Source organism: Pseudomonas sp. Pseusp18 (genome assembly GCF_059506005.1).
Map to the genome: position 1 here is coordinate 4,856,426 of NZ_CP169240.1, position 16,223 is coordinate 4,872,648.

Consider the following 16,223-nt stretch of genomic DNA (forward strand, 5'->3'; position numbering starts at 1 on the left):
GAGGTTAGTCCCTTAATCCATGAAGCCCTGAAGCTTCAACTCAATAGAGCGAGGGTTTTCACCTTCGGCGATCGACAGGATCCCTTCCAGCAACATTTCGCGATAGCGCGACTGCCGTAACGCGATGGATTTGAGCTTGGCGGCAATCGGCAACAGCACCAGGTTGGCACTGGCCACGCCGTAGATGGTGGCGACGAAGGCGACGGCAATGCCGCTGCCCAATTGCGATGGGTCGCCCAGGTTGCCCATGACGTGGATCAGGCCCATCACCGCACCGATGATACCGATGGTCGGCGCATAGCCGCCCATGCTTTCAAAGACTTTGGCGGCTTCGATGTCGCGGCTTTCCTGGGTGTAGAAATCCACTTCCAGAATGCTGCGAATCGCTTCCGGCTCGGCACCGTCGACCAGCAGTTGCAGGCCTTTGCGCGAGTAGCTGTCGGGTTCGGCGTCGGCCACTCCTTCCAGCCCGAGCAAACCTTCCTTGCGGGCGGTCAGGCTCCAGTTCACCACGCGATCAATGCCGCCGGCCAGGTCCACGCGAGGCGGAAACAGAATCCAGGCAAGAATCTGGATGGCGCGCTTGAAGGCACTCATCGGCGATTGCAGCAGCGCGGCACCGATGGTGCCACCGAGGACGATCAACGCCGCCGGGCCGTTGGCCAGCGCGCCGAGGTGACCGCCTTCAAGGTAGTTGCCGCCGATGATGGCGATGAACGCCATGATGATCCCGATAAGGCTGAGCACATCCATCAGATGCAAGCCTCAACCAAGTGCCGACCGATGTCGTCGAGGCTGTACACAGCGTCCGCGAGTTCGGCTTTGACGATGGCCATTGGCATGCCGTAGATCACACAACTGGCTTCATCCTGGGCCCAGATCGCACTGCCACCCTGCTTGAGCAGACGCGCGCCTTCGCGACCGTCGGCGCCCATGCCAGTCAGTACCACCGCCAGAACTTTGTCGCCGTAGGACTTGGCCGCGGAACCGAAGGTAATGTCCACGCACGGCTTGTAGTTCAGACGCTCGTCGCCCGGCAGGATTTTCACCGCGCCACGGCCGTCGATCATCATCTGCTTGCCGCCCGGTGCCAGCAGCGCCAGGCCCGGACGCAGGATGTCGCCATCCTCGGCTTCCTTGACACTGATGCGGCACAGCTTGTCCAGGCGCTCGGCGAAAGCCTTGGTGAAGGCTGCCGGCATGTGCTGGATCAACACGATGGGTGCTGGGAAGTTGGCCGGCAACTGCGTCAGCACCCGTTGCAGCGCAACCGGGCCGCCGGTGGAGGTACCGATGGCGACCAGTTTGTAGGCTTTGCGTTTCGGTGCAGGAGACGACGGCGCCGCAGCATGGGTGCGTGCCGGAATCGGTGCCGGTGCCGGACGCGCAGGTGCGCTGCCGCCATAGCTGCCGACGCTCGAAGGCGCAGGAGCAGGCGTCGGGGCCGGCGCGGCGACCGGCGCCGGAGGTGTGTAGGCACTGACACGACGGTTACTGCGCGAGATGCTGAGAATCTTCTCGCACAGCAGCTGTTTGACCTTCTCCGGGTTACGGGAGATGTCTTCGAAATTCTTCGGCAGGAAGTCCACCGCGCCGGCGTCCAGCGCATCGAGGGTGACCCGGGCGCCTTCGTGGGTCAGCGAGGAGAACATCAACACCGGGGTTGGGCAGCGCTGCATGATGTGCCGCACCGCCGTGATGCCATCCATCATTGGCATCTCGTAGTCCATGGTGATCACGTCTGGCTTGAGGGCCAGGGCCTGATCGATCGCCTCTTTTCCGTTGGTCGCCGTACCGACGACCTGGATGTTTGAATCCGCTGCAAGAATTTCCGAGACGCGGCGGCGGAAAAACCCCGAATCGTCCACCACCAGGACTTTGACTGCCATAAACACTCCGTTAGACGGGGCGAGGCTCTGGCGCCCCGCTCCCCCAGAATCAAATACGCCGTGCGGCGTAACGCTTGAGCATGCTCGGAACATCGAGAATCAGCGCAATGCGGCCGTCACCGGTGATGGTGGCGCCGGACATGCCCGGGGTTCCCTGGAGCATTTTGCCCAATGGCTTGATGACCACTTCTTCCTGGCCCACCAACTGATCGACGACGAAGCCGATCCGCTGAGTGCCCACCGAAAGGATCACCACATGGCCCTCGCGCTGCTCTTCGTGAGCGGCGGAGCTGACCAGCCAGCGCTTGAGGTAGAACAAGGGCAGCGCCTTGTCCCGCACGATCACCACTTCCTGGCCGTCCACCACGTTGGTGCGCGACAGGTCGAGGTGGAAGATCTCGTTGACGTTCACCAGCGGGAACGCGAACGCCTGGTTGCCGAGCATGACCATCAGCGTCGGCATGATCGCCAGGGTCAACGGGACCTTGATGACGATCTTCGAGCCTTTGCCCTTGGTCGAGTAGATATTGATGGTGCCGTTGAGCTGGGCGATCTTGGTTTTCACCACGTCCATGCCCACGCCACGACCGGACACGTCGGAGATCTCGGTCTTGGTCGAGAAGCCCGGCGCGAAGATCAGGTTGAAGCAATCGGACTCGCTGAGACGGTCCGCCGCATCCTTGTCCATCAAACCTTTTTTCACGGCGATACCGCGCAAAACGTCAGCGTCCATGCCCTTGCCGTCATCGGAGATGGACAGCAGGATGTGGTCGCCTTCCTGTTCTGCGGACAGGATCACTTTGCCGCTGCGAGGCTTGCCCATCGCTTCGCGATCAGCCGGCTCTTCGATACCGTGGTCGACCGAGTTGCGCACCAAGTGGACCAACGGGTCGGCCAGGGCCTCGACGAGGTTCTTGTCGAGGTCGGTTTCTTCGCCGACCAGTTCCAGGTTGATCTCTTTCTTGAGCTGGCGAGCCAGGTCGCGAACCAGACGCGGGAAGCGCCCGAAGACTTTCTTGATCGGTTGCATCCGGGTCTTCATGACCGCGGTTTGCAGGTCGGCCGTGACCACGTCGAGGTTCGACACGGCCTTGGACATGGCTTCGTCGCCGCTGTTGAGGCCCAGACGGACCAAGCGGTTACGCACCAGTACCAGCTCGCCGACCATGTTCATGATTTCGTCGAGACGCGCGGTGTCGACCCGCACGGTGGTCTCGGCTTCGCTGGTTGGCTTTTCCGCGGGCGGCGCGGCCGGGGCACGAGCAGGAGCCGGCGCTGCGGCGGCAGCAGGCTTCGGTGCTTCTGCTTTGGGCTCGGGGGCTTTTGGCTCGGGTGCCTTGGCCACAGGTGCTGGTGCCTTGGCAACTGGAGTCGCTACCGAAGCAACAGCAGAAGCAGTGCCCACTTCAGTGAACTTGCCCTTGCCGTGCAATTCGTCGAGCAGCGATTCGAATTCGTGATCGGAGATCAGATCGCTACCGGCCGCAGCGGCGGTTGGCACAGCCGGGGCTGGCGCCGAAGCGATTGCCGATTCCAGCGCATCGACCGCAAAGTTGCCTTTGCCGTGCAACTGGTCGAGCAGTGCTTCGAACTCGTCGTCTGTGATGTCGGAGCTGTCGCCGGCGGCTTTCGGAGCAGCCGGTGCGGCGGGCGCTGCGGCCACTGCATCGGCGGCGAACTGGCCTTTGCCGTGCAGTTGATCGAGCAACGACTCGAACTCGGCATCGGTGATTTCGTCACTGGCTGCTGCATCGGCGGCAGGCTGCGAAACAGGCTGCGCAGCCGCTACGGGCGCCTCGGCCTGGGCCTTGACGGCGTTCAGCGAGTCCAGCAGTTGTTCGAATTCGTTATCGGTAATGTCGCCCGATTCGCTTTCGGCGACCGGAGCTTCAACCACTTCAGCGACCGGTTCCGGTGCGGCTTCCATTTGCGGCTCGGCCAGACGGGCCAGCGCCGCGAGTAATTCAGGCGTGGCAGCTGTGATCGGGCTGCGTTCGCGGACTTCGCTGAACATGCTGTTCACCGCGTCCAGCGCTTCGAGAACCACGTCCATCAGTTCCGAGTCGACGCGACGCTCACCCTTGCGCAGGATGTCGAACACGTTCTCGGCGATGTGACAGCACTCCACCAGCTCGTTGAGCTGGAGGAAGCCGGCGCCCCCTTTTACAGTGTGAAAACCGCGAAAAATTGCATTGAGCAAGTCCGCATCATCAGGTCGGCTTTCCAGCTCGACCAGCTGCTCGGACAGTTGCTCTAGAATCTCGCCGGCCTCAACCAGGAAATCCTGAAGGATCTCTTCATCGGCGCCGAAGCTCATTAAGGGGGTGCTCCTACAGGTCTAAAAACCCAGAAAACTAAAATCCAAGACTGGATAACAAATCGTCCACATCGTCCTGACCGGACACAACGTCTTCTCTTTTATCGGCATGAATCTGCGGACCTTCACCCTGAGAGAGATGTTTTTGTGGATCTTTTTCAGCAAGCATCGCCTCACGGTCGTGTTCGATACCCGCAAAGCGGTCTACGTGACTGGCCATGAGCACGAGCTTGAGCAGATTGCTTTCAACTTCGGTGACCAATTGGGTCACACGCTTGATCACCTGACCGGTGAGGTCCTGGTAATCCTGGGCCAGCAGAATGTCGTTGAGGTTGCTCGACACGACGCGGTTGTCTTCACTGCTGCGTGTCAGGAAACCGTCGACCCGCCGGGCCAGCTCGCGGAACTCTTCAGCCCCGACTTCGCGACGCATGAACCGTCCCCAATCCGTGCTCAGCGCCTGGGCTTCATCGCTCAGGCTGTTGATCAGCGGCGTGGCGTTTTCCACCAGGTCCATGGTGCGGTTGGCCGCGGCCTCGGTCAGCTTGACCACATAGGACAGGCGCTCGGTGGCATCCGTGATCTGAGACACTTCCTCGGCTTGCGGCATGTGCGGGTCAATCTGGAAATTGACGATCGCGCTATGCAGCTCGCGGGTGAGCTTGCCCACTTCCTGATACAGGCCGCGGTCACGGGTCTGGTTGAGCTCATGGATCAGTTGCACAGCGTCGCCAAACTTGCCTTTTTCAAGGCTGTCGACCAGTTCGACCGCGTGTTTTTTCAGGGTCGACTCAAAATCGCCCTGTGAAGATTCGTTATGCTCCATAGCTCCCCCGTGCGCAGTACATCAGCCGATGCGTTCGAAAATCTTCTCGATTTTTTCTTTCAACGCCTGGGCTGTGAAGGGTTTGACCACATAGCCGTTAACACCGGCCTGGGCCGCTTCGATGATTTGCTCGCGCTTGGCTTCGGCGGTCACCATCAGCACCGGCAGGTGCTTGAGCCTTTCATCGGCGCGCACCGCACGAAGCAGGTCGATGCCGGTCATACCGGGCATGTTCCAGTCGGTAACCAGAAAATCGAAGTTACCGCTTTGCAGCATCGGCAACCCGGTCAGCCCGTCATCGGCTTCGGCGGTGTTGGTGAACCCAAGGTCACGCAACAGGTTTTTTATGATCCGCCGCATCGTTGAGAAGTCATCAACGATGAGGATTTTCATGTTCTTGTCCAATTCGACCTCCAAGCAGTCTTAAACGCGCCCAGCACCTGGACGCGCCATTTCAATCAATCCGGCAAAGCACTCAATGACTGTCTGGAGCACAACAGATCGAGACCGGTGCAGTTCAACCCCACACCGGCTCCATTCGCAGTGTCCCCACACTGCCTTCAGCGCGCTCGCCACTCCCCCAAACGCCCCCGCAAACGGGCCGCGCACTGGCTGTGTAACTGGCTGACCCGCGACTCGCTGACCCCCAGGACCTCACCGATTTCCTTGAGATTCAACTCTTCGTCGTAGTACAGCGCCAACACCAGTCGCTCACGCTCCGGCAAATTGGCAATCGCGTCCGCCAGCGCCGCCTGGAAGCGTTCATCTTCCAGATCGCGTGACGGCTCGAGATGAGCACTCGCGCCATCCTCATGCAGCCCTTCGTGTTCGCCGTCCTGCAACAGATCGTCGAAACTGAATAACCGGCTGCCCAGGGTGTCGTTCAAAATCCCGTAATAATCGTCGAGACTCAATTGGAGTTCGGCCGCAACTTCGTGATCTTTAGCGTCACGGCCGGTTTTAGCTTCAATCGAGCGAATCGCGTCGCTGACCATGCGGGTATTGCGGTGGACCGAACGTGGCGCCCAGTCCCCCTTGCGCACTTCATCGAGCATCGCGCCGCGGATTCGAATGCCCGCGTACGTCTCGAAACTCGCGCCCTTGCTGGCGTCATATTTGGTTGATACTTCAAGCAGGCCGATCATCCCGGCCTGGATCAGGTCTTCGACCTGGACACTGGCCGGCAGACGCGCCAGCAAGTGGTAGGCAATGCGTTTGACCAGTGGCGCGTAACGCTCGATCAGCTCGTACTGCGCGTCACGTGCCGACTGCTTGTAGAGGTTGTAACCGCTGGCTGTCATAGCACGGGTCCTGCCGTTTGTTGCACGAGGCGCTCGACGAAAAATTCCAGGTGCCCACGCGGGTTGGCCGGCAGTGGCCAGGTATCGACTTTCTGCGCAATGGCCTTGAACGCCAGGGCGCACTTGGAACGCGGAAAGGCTTCATACACCGCGCGTTGCTTCTGCACGGCCTTGCGCACGCTTTCGTCGTAAGGCACCGCACCGACGTATTGTAAGGCGACGTCGAGGAAGCGATCCGTGACCTTGGTCAACTTGGCGAACAGGTTGCGGCCTTCCTGCGGGCTCTGCGCCATGTTGGCCAGGACGCGGAAGCGGTTCATGCCGTAGTCGCGGTTAAGCAGTTTGATCAGCGCGTAGGCGTCAGTGATCGAGGTCGGCTCGTCGCACACCACCAGCAAGACTTCCTGCGCGGCGCGCACGAAGCTGACTACCGAGTCACCAATGCCCGCAGCGGTGTCTATCACCAATACGTCGAGGTTGTCGCCGATGTCGCTGAATGCCTGGATCAGGCCGGCATGCTGGGCCGGGCTCAGATGAACCATGCTCTGGGTGCCGGAGGCGGCCGGGACGATGCGGATACCGCCAGGCCCTTGCAACAGCACGTCGCGCAGCTCACAGCGGCCTTCGATCACGTCGGCCAGCGTGCGTTTGGGTGTCAGTCCCAACAGAACGTCGACGTTCGCCAGCCCCAGATCGGCATCCAGCAGCATGACGCGCCGGCCGAGCTCAGCTAGAGCCAGGGACAAGTTCACTGACACGTTAGTCTTCCCGACGCCACCTTTGCCGCCGGTCACCGCGATCACCTGTACGGGATGCATGCTGCCCATGTTATTTCTTTACCTTGTCTTACTTAGACGGAGGCCACATTACTGGCTGCGCGTTCACCATCGGAACAATGCATGGCAGACCATCGATGTAGGTACAAAAAATGTTCATTAACACCTCAGCCAACCTGCTTGGTCGGGCTGTGGTAAATATCAGCGAACATGTCAGCCATGGCTTCTTCGCTGGGTTCTTCCTGCATTTGCACGCTAACGGCGCGACTGACCAACTGATGACGACGTGGCAGATGTAAATCATCCGGAATCCGCGGACCATCGGTCAGGTAAGCCACCGGCAACTCATGACTGATCGCCAGGCTCAACACCTCACCCAGACTTGCCGTTTCATCCAGTTTAGTCAGGATGCAGCCGGCGAGGCCGCAGCGTTTGTAACTGTGATAAGCGGCGGTTAGAACCTGTTTCTGGCTGGTGGTTGCCAAAACCAGATAATTTTTTGATTTGATGCCGCGCCCGGCCAGACTCTCGAGCTGCATGCGCAGTGCCGGGTCGCTGGCCTGAAGGCCGGCGGTATCGATCAGCACCACGCGTTTGCGCAGCAAGGGCTCCAGCGCCTGCACCAGGGATTGACCCGGGTCGACGTGGGTCACCGACACATTGAGGATCCGGCCCAGCGTCTTGAGCTGTTCCTGGGCACCGATGCGATAGCTGTCCATGCTCACCAGCGCGATGTTCTGCGCGCCGTACTTGAGCACGTAGCGGGCCGCGAGCTTGGCCAGTGTGGTGGTCTTGCCCATGCCGGCGGGGCCGACCATGGCAATCACCCCGCCCTCTTCCAGTGGCTCGACTTCCGGGGTGGCGATCATCCGCGCCAGGTGCGCGAGCAACATGCGCCAGGCCTGACGCGGCTCTTCAATGTCGGTAATCAGTGCCAGCAGATCGCGCGACAACGGGCCGGACAGGCCGATGCGTTGCAGGCGACGCCAGAGGTTGGCCTGCGCCGGACGGCTGCCTTGCAGCTGATTCCAGGCCAGCGAGCCAAGCTGCACTTCCATCAGTTCACGCAGGCTGTTGAGCTCGAAACGCATCGAATCGAATGCGCGCGGATCGACACCGGTCGCCGCAGCAGGCGCGGGGGCCGGACGCCGAGGTTCGGCGAGCGCCGGTTCGATCAGCGGTTCGGCAGCGGTCAACGGCAGGCCGGCGAACAACTGGCGATTGGTGGTCTTGTCGCTCTCGCCATCGCCGCGCAGGCTCAGTTCGGCCTGGGCGGTGACGATCCGCGACTGGGTCTTGCGCAGCTCATCCTCAAGTTCCATGTTCGGAACACGTGGGGCCAGCGCCGACAATTTGTAATCCAGGGCAGCCGTCAGCTCGACACCGCCGGCGATCCGGCGATTGCCAATGATGGCGGCATCAGCGCCCAACTCATCACGAACCAGTTTCATGGCCTGACGCATATCGGCGGCGAAAAAACGCTTAACTTGCATAAACCACTACCTCAGCCGTTGGGCCCTACTGTCGCAACGATGGTCACTTGCTTGTTGTCAGGAATTTCCTGGTAAGCCAACACGTGCAAACCCGGCACTGCCAGCCGACCGAATCGCGAGAGCATCGCGCGAACCGGACCGGCCACCAGCAGAATCACCGGCTGACCTTGCATTTCCTGACGCTGCGCCGCATCGATCAACGAGCGTTGCAGTTTTTCCGCCATGCTTGGCTCCAGCAGAACGCCCTCTTCCGAGCCTTGTCCTGCCTTCTGAAGACTATTGAGCAATATTTGTTCCAACCTTGGTTCCAAGGTGATCACAGGCAGCTCCGACTCAGTGCCTACAATGCTTTGCACGATTGCACGGGATACGCCGACACGCACCGCGGCCACCAAAGCGGCGGTATCTTGACTCTTGGCGGCGTTGTTCGCGATGGCTTCGGCGATGCTGCGGATGTCCCGCACCGGCACCTGTTCGGCCAGCAACGCCTGCAAGACTTTGAGCAGTTGCGACAGCGAAACCACCCCCGGCACCAGCTCTTCGGCCAGCTTCGGTGAGCTTTTGGCCAGCAATTGCATGAGTTGCTGGACTTCTTCGTGGCCGATCAGCTCGCTGGAGTGCTTGTACAGAATCTGGTTCAAGTGGGTCGCTACCACCGTACTGGCATCGACCACGGTGTAACCGAGGGATTGCGCCTGGGCACGCTGGCTGATTTCGATCCACACCGCTTCCAGGCCAAAAGCCGGATCTTTGGCGGTGATGCCATTGAGCGTGCCGTAGACCTGACCCGGGTTGATCGCCAGTTCGCGCTCCGGGTAAATCTCCGCTTCAGCCAGGATCACGCCCATCAGGGTCAGGCGATAGGCGCTAGGCGCCAGGTCGAGGTTGTCACGGATATGCACAGTCGGCATCAGGAAGCCCAGGTCCTGGGAGAGTTTTTTACGCACCCCCTTGATCCGCGCCAGCAACTGCCCACCCTGGTTGCGATCCACCAGCGGAATCAGGCGGTAGCCCACTTCCAGGCCAATCATGTCGATCGGCGTCACGTCATCCCAGCCAAGCTCCTTGGTTTCCTGAGCCCGAGCCGGCGACGGCAGCAACTCCTGCTGACGCTTGACCTCTTGCAGGGCCTGAACCTTGACCGCGTTCTGCTTTTTCCAGAACAGGTAAGCACCACCGGCCGCCAGGGCTGCCATGGACAGAAAGGAGACGTGCGGCATGCCGGGCACCAGGCCCATCACCGCCATCAAGCCTGCGGCCACCGCCAAGGCTTTCGGCGAGGCGAACATCTGACGATTGATTTGCTTGCCCATGTCCTCCGAGCCGGAAGCACGGGTCACCATGATCGCGGCGGCGGTCGACAACAGCAGTGATGGCAATTGCGCCACCAAACCGTCACCGATGGTCAACAGCGCATACACCTTGCCGGCATCACCAAAGCTCATGCCGTGCTGGAAGATACCCACCGCCATGCCGCCGATCAGGTTGATGAACAGAATCAGCAGACCGGCGATGGCGTCACCGCGCACGAATTTGCTGGCACCATCCATGGAACCGTAGAACTCGGCCTCCTGGGCGACTTCCATCCGGCGCAGTTTCGCCTGGTTCTGATCGATCAGGCCGGCGTTCAAGTCGGCGTCGATCGCCATCTGTTTGCCGGGCATCGCGTCGAGGGTGAAACGCGCGCTCACCTCGGAAATCCGCCCGGCGCCCTTGGTTACCACGACGAAGTTGATGATCATCAAAATCGCGAAGACCACGATACCGACCACGTAGTTACCGCCGATCACCACTTCACCGAAGGCCTGGATCACCTTACCGGCGGCGGCATGGCCGTCCTGACCGTGGAGCATCACCACCCGCGTGGAGGCCACGTTCAGCGCCAGTCGCAGCAACGTCGCCACCAGCAGAATGGTCGGGAACACCGCAAAATCCAGTGGTCGCAAGGCGTATACACAGACCAGCAACACGACGATGGACAGGGCAATGTTGAAGGTGAAAAACACGTCCAGCAGGAACGGTGGCACCGGCAACATCATCATGGCCAGCATGACCAGCAGCAACAGCGGCACGCCCAGATTGCCCCGACTGAGGTCGGCGACGTTTGTGCGGGCACTGTTGATTAACTGAGAGCGATCCACCGGTTTTCCCCGTTCCTTTAAAGCAAACTTTTGACGCCTGAAGCAGGCGCAGGGCGGCTATTGCAAGAAGCCTTCCAACTTTTGCCAAGGAGGGAAATAGATAGATTTGTTGAGCCCGGGGTAGCAGCTGCCGAGCCTGCGAGGCTGCGTTCGAGGACGCAGTCCTCGCAAAGGTTTACGACTGCTGCGCAGCCGAACGCAGCCTCGCAGGCTCGGCAGCTGCTACGAACAGGGTGGATCAGAGGCGGGGCATGACATCGCTCAAGTTCACTGCCCTGCCATTCGTCCAGAGACCTGCACAGCCGTAAGTTTTGATAGTAGCCAAAACGGCCTTATGGGTATTGGATGGTGATCATCAGCGTTGGTAATACCAAGCGCCGGAGCAGCGATCATGCCCAAGAAAGCGGTCAAGTCATTCAACGATGCCAAAGGCTTCGATCTGGTTGCGCCCAAGCAACAGGACGACAGGAAGAAACAGGAAAACAGTATTGCGAAAGAGCCCGGCAATGAAAAAGCCAATAGGCGGCATCAGCGCCCGTAGGCGCTGCCGAAGGCGGCTATCTTTTTGATTTCAGAGCCGTAGACCCGATCAGGAATCGCGACGCAGATCCGGCGGAATCGGCAAATCATCCTTCAGCGGATCCGGACGTTTGCCCTTGCCCGCGCGGTACTGGCGGATCTGATAGACGTAAGCCAATACCTGAGCCACCGCCAGATACAGCCCGCCTGGAATTTCCTGATCCAGTTCCGTGGAGTAGTAAATCGAACGCGCCAGGGCGGGCGATTCGAGTAACTGCACTTGGTTGGCCACGGCGATTTCGCGGATCTTCAAGGCCAGGAAGTCGCTACCCTTGGCGATCAGCATCGGCGCCCCGCCCTTCTCCGGATCGTACTTGAGCGCTACGGCGTAGTGGGTCGGGTTGGTGATGACCACGTCGGCGTCGGGGATCGCGGCCATCATTCGCCGCTGCGACATCTCGCGCTGCAATTGGCGAATGCGTTGCTTGACCTCCGGCCGCCCCTCTTGGTCCTTGTGTTCGTCACGCACTTCCTGCTTGGTCATCAGCAGCTTATTGTGGCTTTCCCAGAGCTGCACCGGCACGTCGACCAGCGCGATGATGATCAGCCCGCAAGCCATCCACAAAGTGCTCCAGCCGACCACTTGCAGGCTGTGAATGATCGCCATGTCCAACGGCTCATGGGCGATGCGCAGCAGATCGTCGATGTCTGACGACAAGACCGCCAACGCCACGAACAACACGATGAAAAACTTCGCCAGAGCCTTGAGCAACTCCACCAGCGCCTTGGTCGAGAACATCCGCTTCAGGCCCGCGAGGGGGTTCATGCGACTGAACTTGGGCGCCATGGAGCCGGCTGCAAACAGCCACCCCCCCAGGGAAATCGGGCCGATCAGCGAGGCCAACAGCAAGGTAATCATCAGCGGCTGAATCGCGTACAAGGCGATCTGCCCCGAGTGCAGCAGATAAGTCGCCATAAAGCGCTGATCCAGAATCACCTCTCGCGAGAGCGAGAAGTTCATGCGCATCAGCTCCATCAAATCCTGGGCCAGGGCGCCACCAAAAATCAGCAGCCCACCGGCGCCGGCGAGCATGACCGCCAGGGTGTTGAGCTCCTTGGAGCGCGCAATCTCGCCCTTCTCACGGGAGTCCTTTTTGCGTTTCTCCGTGGGGTCTTCTGTTTTGTCCTGACCGCTTTCGCTCTCAGCCATGACTCAGCGCGCCTGTGCCAGTTCGCGTAACAACTGCAAGGCCTCGACGGCCAGCGGTTGATACTGATTGAGAATGTCCGCCAGGCCGACCCAAACGATGAACAGCCCAAGTACCAGGGTCAGCGGGAAGCCGATCGAGAAGATGTTCAGCTGAGGTGCTGCCCGGGTCATCACGCCAAACGCAATGTTGACCACCAGCAACGCAGTGATCGCCGGCAACACCAGCAACAGCGCCGCACCGAATACCCAGCCGAGCTTGCCGGCCAGCTCCCAGAAATGATTGATCACCAAGCCACCACCGACCGGCAACGTGGTAAAGCTTTCGGTGAGGACCTCGAACACCACCAGATGGCCGTTCATCGACAGGAACAACAGCGTCACCAGCATGGTGAAGAACTGCCCGATCACCGCCACCGACACACCGTTCGTAGGGTCGACCATCGAAGCGAAACCCATGCCCATCTGGATCGCGACAATTTGCCCGGCGACCACGAACGCCTGGAAAAACAGCTGCAAGGAGAAGCCCAACACCGCGCCGATGATGATTTGCTCGGCGATCAGCAACAGCGCGCTCAGGTCCAGCGCATTGACCGCAGGCATGGGCGGCAGACCCGGCGCGATGACCACAGTAATCGCCAGCGCGAAGTACAAACGCACGCGCTTGGGCACCAGCGTCGTGCCGAAAATCGGCATGACCATCAGCAACGAGCCGATGCGAAACAGCGGCAACATGAACGTCGCCACCCAGGTGCTGATCTGCGTATCGGTCAGCTGCAGCAGCGACATGGCTTAACCGATGACCTGAGGAATGCTGTGGTACAGCTGCAGGATGTATTCCATGAATGTCTGCACCAGCCACGGGCCGGCAACGATCAGCGTCACCAGCATCACCAGCAGGCGCGGCAGGAAGCTCAGGGTCTGTTCGTTGATCTGGGTGGCCGCCTGGAACATTGCCACCAACAACCCCACCAGCAAGCTCGGAATCACCAGCACGGCGACCATCATGGTGGTCAGCCACAGCGCTTCGCGAAAGATGTCTACGGCAACTTCGGGCGTCATGGTGAAACACCGCCGAAGCTGCTGGCCAACGTGCCGATGATCAACGCCCAGCCATCCACCAGCACGAACAGCATGATTTTGAACGGCAGGGAAATGATCAGTGGCGAGAGCATCATCATACCCATCGCCATCAGCACACTGGCCACCACCAGGTCGATGATCAGGAACGGAATGAAGATCATGAAGCCAATCTGGAACGCGGTTTTCAGTTCCGAGGTCACGAACGCCGGCACCAGAATCGTCAGCGGCGCCTGATCCGGCGTAGCAATATCAGTGCGCTTGGACAGGCGCATGAACAGCTCCAGATCGCTGCTGCGAGTCTGGGCCAGCATGAAGTCCTTGATCGGCACCTGAGCCTTGGCGACTGCATCCTGAGCGGTGAGTTTCTCCGCCAGATACGGCTGCAAGGCATCCTGATTCACCCGATCGAACACCGGCGCCATGATAAACATGGTGAGGAACAGCGCCATACCGGTGAGGATCTGGTTCGACGGTGTCTGCTGCAAGCCCAGGGCCTGACGCAGGATCGAGAAAACGATGATGATCCGGGTGAAACTGGTCATCAGCATGACGAACGCCGGGATGAAACTCAGCGCAGTCATGATCAGCAGGATTTGCAGGCTGACCGAGTATTCCTGGGCACCATTGGCATTGGTGCCCAGGGTGATCGCCGGGATCGACAACGGATCGGCGGCGAACGCCAGTGGCGCAGCCAGCATCAGGGCCAGCGTCAAGACGATGCGTAACGCACCCATTACTTCTTATCCTTCTGATCCTTGCCAAGCATCTCCAACAGACGCTGGGCAAACTCCGGAGTCGCTTTCTCGTTTGTGCTCGGCACTTGTACCGGCTCCTTGAGCACATGCAACGCGGTGATGGTACCGGGGCTCAGGCCGAGCAGAATCTGTTCGTTGCCGACCTGTACCAGCATCAAACGGTCACGGGGGCCGAGGGCCCGGGAACCGATCAACTCGATCACTTGCCCCTTGCCGGCCGGCCCGGCCTGCTGGACCCGGCGCAGCAGCCAGGCGAGGAAGAAGATCAACCCCAGCACCAGCAGCAAGCCAAACACCAACTGCGTCAATTGCCCGGCCACACCGCTGCTGACGGCTGGCGCGGCGGCCGCTGTCGCAGCAGTCGTCACCGACTCGGCCGCCAGCACGCTGGATGGCAAGGCCAACAGAACCGCAAGAACCTTGTTCACTCAGCGCAGCTTCTTGATGCGTTCGCTTGGGCTGATCACGTCGGTCAGGCGGATGCCGAACTTTTCGTTGACCACTACCACTTCGCCGTGGGCGATGAGCGTGCCGTTGACCAGCACGTCCAGCGGCTCACCGGCCAGGCGATCGAGCTCGATCACCGAACCCTGGTTGAGTTGCAGCAGGTTGCGGATGTTGATGTCGGTGCTGCCGACTTCCATGGAAATCGACACCGGGATATCAAGGATCACGTCCAGGTTCGGACCGTCCAGCGTCACTGGATCGTTGTTCTTCGGCACGCTGCCGAACTCTTCCATCGGCAGACGGTTGGAGCCCGACGTACCGGCATCGGCCGCCAGCAGCGCATCAATGTCGGCCTGCCCGGCGTCACCGGTTTCTTCCAGGGCCGCAGCCCATTCGTCGGCCAGTGCCTGGTCGTCCTGGGCGTTCATATCGTCGTTCATCATTTGTCCTCGGCGGGCAACAATTCAGTTAAATGCGTAGGGGGTACGAGCGCCTGTCAGCGGCGCTCGATCGGCTCGATCACTTGCAACGCGAGGTTGCCTTTGTGCGAACCCATCTTGACCTTGAAGGCCGGCACGCCGTTGGCGCGCATGATCATTTCTTCCGGCATCTCGACCGGGATCACGTCGCCGGGCTGCATGTGCAGGATGTCGCGAAGGCGCAGCTGGCGGCGGGCAACGGTGGCACCGATCGGTACGTCGACGTCCAGCACGTCCTGGCGCAAGGCGTTGATCCAGCGTTCGTCCTGATCGTCGAGGTCCGACTGGAAGCCGGCATCGAGCATCTCGCGCACCGGCTCGATCATCGAATACGGCATGGTCACGTGCAGGTCGCCGCCACCGCCATCGAGTTCGATGTGGAACGTCGACACCACAATGGCTTCGCTCGGGCCGACGATGTTGGCCATGGCCGGGTTCACTTCCGAGTTGATGTACTCGAAGTTCACTTCCATGATCGCCTGCCAGGCTTCCTTCAAATCGACGAAAGCCTGCTCCAGCACCATGCGCACCACACGCAGTTCGGTGGGGGTGAATTCACGCCCTTCGATCTTCGCGTGACGGCCGTCGCCGCCGAAGAAGTTGTCCACCAGCTTGAACACCAGTTTGGCGTCGAGGATGAACAGCGCGGTGCCGCGCAGCGGTTTGATCTTGACCAGGTTGAGGCTGGTCGGCACGTACAGCGAGTGCACGTATTCGCCGAACTTCATCACCTGCACGCCACCGACGGCAACGTCCGCCGAGCGGCGCAGCATGTTGAACATGCTGATGCGGGTGTAGCGGGCGAAACGCTCGTTGATCATTTCCAGCGTCGGCATGCGTCCACGGACGATGCGATCCTGGCTGGTCAGGTCGTAGCTTTTGACACTGCCGGGTTCGGCAGCGTTATCGGTCTGTACCAGACCATCGTCGACGCCATGCAACAGCGCATCGATCTCATCCTGGGACAGCAGGTCCTGCACGGCCATGTCG

17 protein-coding genes are annotated in these 16,223 nt (G+C 60.4%); 1 reads left to right on the plus strand and 16 read right to left on the minus strand.

The window, feature by feature from the left end:
• Positions 1–12: 12 nt before the first annotated feature.
• From ACEN9A_RS21635 to flhA, 9 genes are all read right to left on the minus strand, one after another.
• Positions 13–753 (minus strand): flagellar motor protein, encoded by a 741-nt coding sequence (locus ACEN9A_RS21635; protein ID WP_019648116.1) that lies wholly within the window; start codon positions 751–753, stop codon positions 13–15.
• Positions 753–1,889 carry a protein-glutamate methylesterase/protein-glutamine glutaminase gene (locus ACEN9A_RS21640; protein WP_258670539.1) on the minus strand — a complete coding sequence of 379 codons (1,137 nt, stop codon included), beginning with the start codon at positions 1,887–1,889 and terminating at the stop codon, positions 753–755. The genes ACEN9A_RS21635 and ACEN9A_RS21640 overlap by 1 nt, the downstream gene beginning before the upstream one ends.
• A gap of 49 nt (positions 1,890–1,938) precedes the next feature.
• Positions 1,939–4,206 carry a chemotaxis protein CheA gene (locus ACEN9A_RS21645; protein ID WP_258670541.1) on the minus strand — a complete coding sequence of 756 codons (2,268 nt, stop codon included), beginning with the start codon at positions 4,204–4,206 and terminating at the stop codon, positions 1,939–1,941.
• A gap of 37 nt (positions 4,207–4,243) precedes the next feature.
• Complete coding sequence (locus ACEN9A_RS21650) at positions 4,244–5,032, minus strand: protein phosphatase CheZ (protein WP_018925061.1); 789 nt, start codon at positions 5,030–5,032, stop codon at positions 4,244–4,246.
• A 21-nt stretch (positions 5,033–5,053) separates the two neighbouring features.
• Entirely contained in the window at positions 5,054–5,425 is a 372-nt protein-coding gene (locus ACEN9A_RS21655) for a chemotaxis response regulator CheY (RefSeq protein ID WP_167331167.1), read from the minus strand.
• A gap of 167 nt (positions 5,426–5,592) precedes the next feature.
• Positions 5,593–6,333, minus strand: a complete 741-nt coding sequence (gene fliA / locus ACEN9A_RS21660) for an RNA polymerase sigma factor FliA (RefSeq protein ID WP_018925059.1) — start codon at positions 6,331–6,333, stop codon at positions 5,593–5,595.
• A complete protein-coding gene (gene fleN / locus ACEN9A_RS21665) occupies positions 6,330–7,160 on the minus strand; it encodes a flagellar synthesis regulator FleN (RefSeq protein ID WP_003222917.1) in 831 nt (276 codons plus the stop codon). Before fleN ends, fliA begins: the two co-directional genes overlap by 4 nt.
• 116 nt (positions 7,161–7,276) lie before the next feature.
• Positions 7,277–8,602 (minus strand): flagellar biosynthesis GTPase FlhF, encoded by a 1,326-nt coding sequence (gene flhF / locus ACEN9A_RS21670; RefSeq protein ID WP_018925058.1) that lies wholly within the window; start codon positions 8,600–8,602, stop codon positions 7,277–7,279.
• 11 nt (positions 8,603–8,613) lie between these two features.
• Positions 8,614–10,743: a flagellar biosynthesis protein FlhA gene (gene flhA, locus ACEN9A_RS21675; protein WP_007938653.1), complete on the minus strand. Its 2,130-nt coding sequence runs from the start codon at positions 10,741–10,743 to the stop codon at positions 8,614–8,616.
• Between the two features lie 391 nt (positions 10,744–11,134).
• On the opposite strand from flhA, the gene ACEN9A_RS21680 reads away from it, so the two are divergent.
• Entirely contained in the window at positions 11,135–11,284 is a 150-nt protein-coding gene (locus tag ACEN9A_RS21680; RefSeq protein WP_019648112.1) for a hypothetical protein, read from the plus strand.
• Between the two features lie 48 nt (positions 11,285–11,332).
• Here ACEN9A_RS21680 and flhB read toward each other — a convergent pair whose 3' ends face one another.
• The 7 genes from flhB to fliM are packed head-to-tail and all read right to left on the minus strand — an operon-like array spanning position 11,333 to position 16,219.
• Positions 11,333–12,472, minus strand: coding sequence for a flagellar biosynthesis protein FlhB (gene flhB, locus ACEN9A_RS21685; protein ID WP_019648111.1), 1,140 nt, complete (start codon positions 12,470–12,472; stop codon positions 11,333–11,335).
• A 3-nt stretch (positions 12,473–12,475) separates the two neighbouring features.
• On the minus strand, positions 12,476–13,258 hold the full coding sequence (gene fliR, locus ACEN9A_RS21690) for a flagellar biosynthetic protein FliR (RefSeq protein WP_019648110.1): 783 nt from the start codon (positions 13,256–13,258) through the stop codon (positions 12,476–12,478).
• A 3-nt stretch (positions 13,259–13,261) separates the two neighbouring features.
• Positions 13,262–13,531, minus strand: coding sequence for a flagellar biosynthesis protein FliQ (gene fliQ / locus ACEN9A_RS21695; protein ID WP_007938648.1), 270 nt, complete (start codon positions 13,529–13,531; stop codon positions 13,262–13,264).
• The gene (gene fliP, locus ACEN9A_RS21700) at positions 13,528–14,286 is read right to left on the minus strand and encodes a flagellar type III secretion system pore protein FliP (protein WP_007938646.1); all 759 of its coding nucleotides are present in this window, start codon (positions 14,284–14,286) and stop codon (positions 13,528–13,530) included. The genes fliQ and fliP overlap by 4 nt, the downstream gene beginning before the upstream one ends.
• On the minus strand, positions 14,286–14,735 hold the full coding sequence (gene fliO / locus ACEN9A_RS21705) for a flagellar biosynthetic protein FliO (RefSeq protein ID WP_258670546.1): 450 nt from the start codon (positions 14,733–14,735) through the stop codon (positions 14,286–14,288). Before fliO ends, fliP begins: the two co-directional genes overlap by 1 nt.
• The gene (gene fliN, locus ACEN9A_RS21710; protein ID WP_007938642.1) at positions 14,736–15,194 is read right to left on the minus strand and encodes a flagellar motor switch protein FliN; all 459 of its coding nucleotides are present in this window, start codon (positions 15,192–15,194) and stop codon (positions 14,736–14,738) included. It abuts the gene before it with no gap.
• 56 nt (positions 15,195–15,250) lie between these two features.
• Positions 15,251–16,219 carry a flagellar motor switch protein FliM gene (gene fliM / locus ACEN9A_RS21715; RefSeq protein ID WP_007938639.1) on the minus strand — a complete coding sequence of 323 codons (969 nt, stop codon included), beginning with the start codon at positions 16,217–16,219 and terminating at the stop codon, positions 15,251–15,253.
• Positions 16,220–16,223: the final 4 nt, after the last annotated feature.